This window comes from Aliterella sp. E5.1 (genome assembly GCF_057473825.1).
This window is the reverse complement of the sequence record NZ_JBYCCV010000353.1, coordinates 1-1,480: the sequence shown is the minus strand read 5'-3', so window position 1 is coordinate 1,480 and position 1,480 is coordinate 1. Positions and strand designations below refer to the sequence as shown.

Below are 1,480 nucleotides of genomic sequence, written 5' to 3'. Positions count from 1 at the left end.
TTCCGATCTGACTGGTTTAATTTGATTTGAAAGTCTACTTGGAGGGCAGCAGCTAACTCGTTTTGATCCCATCCCATTTTTTCACGGGCTTGTTTTATTCTTTGACCACTAATGTTGTTAGCTTTCATCTAGAAACTCAAACTCTGGAAGAAGATGCTACATTCAACTTAACTAGCTATGTAAACGATTATCGTCTATATTAAATTGTTAAGTATTAACTGCTCGTTTTTTTTCTTCTGGGGGTGTATTCTCTATATCAAGCTTATTTTTCGCCCAAAGCTTTCAATGTTTGAGCAATAATCTTGTCACATCACTTCAAGGCAATAGAGGTTTTCCATGTGTCATTTTCGCAGGTTGGCTGTAATAAGTAGCGTCTGCACAATTCAGTTGAGTTCATGTACAAAGGGCGCTAGCACAGCCGTCTGGTTTTGCTAACGTCTTTTCTGTTTTAAGTTCGTTGTAAACCCTAGAAAAAAAAGAGTCAGAGCCGGGACAGCTTGAGAAACTTCGCCCGAACACTGACAGCTAGAAAAATTTAATTATTACCATCAGGATAACTCAATTTTTACTATTTTTGCAAAAAAGTTATCCTTCCCTAGCTGTTAGGCGATCTATGGCGATCGCAATCCATAAAGAGATCGCACCCCTCAAGCTTAGTTCTCGGCTCCGATAAAGGAGTTGAGAAATGTTCAATCAAAATCAATCATCTACTGAACCCGCACAAGTCGCCTCTCAAGCAAAGCAGCTAACGGCGCAGCACTACAAGGAATGCACTGAGAAACGAGGTTTAAGCCTTCAGTGGGTAATAGCAAATTGCTCGTCCGTCTTAGCCAACTATGCCACCCAATACTTAGGTTATAAAGCACTATCTGACGGACTCTGGCTCAAGGGCTGCAACCATCAAATTCAATACAAACCAGATAAGCCTTGGAAGTCAGAAGGCGACAAGAAAGCCGCTAAGTACCGCTCACCTTTTGGTGATTACGATGCTATGCTGCCTACCCATCCAACAGAAGCTCATTACTGGAATGACTTAGAATCGCTCAAACAGAAAGCTTACAAGATTGAGGGGCATCCCTGCTTACTGCTGACTGAAGGATTCTTCAAGGCGATCTCAGGCTGCGCTAACGACATCCCCACCATTGCCCTGTTAGGGGTGGAAATGGGATTAACGGGTTCTGGTGCTGATGTGCAAGGTAAACGCTATTTAGTGCCTACTCTAGAACGTTACGCCCGTGCGGGATTTGGATTTATTATTGCCTTTGATGCCGATTGTGCCGACAACAACAATGTAATTGAGGCACAGCGCAAGTTAGCTCACCAGCTTAAACTATTCAAAGTACCTGTATTGAGTGCCACAGGACTTTGGACGGTCGCAGAAGGTAAAGGCATGGATGACTATATTCTTAATCACGGCGCAGACCGTTTTAAGCGTCAGGTAATGGGCAAGGTTGTCGATCTCGCTGCTTGGGAAAAACAG

Annotated in this window: 1 protein-coding gene; it reads left to right on the top strand. The window is 43.3% G+C overall.

Translation table 11 applies throughout. From position 1 onward, the window contains the following. Window positions 1-685: 685 nt before the first annotated feature. The coding region (locus AC2VE5_RS27170; protein ID WP_486890645.1) for a DUF3854 domain-containing protein at window positions 686-1,480 on the top strand (795 nt) is incomplete at its 3' end.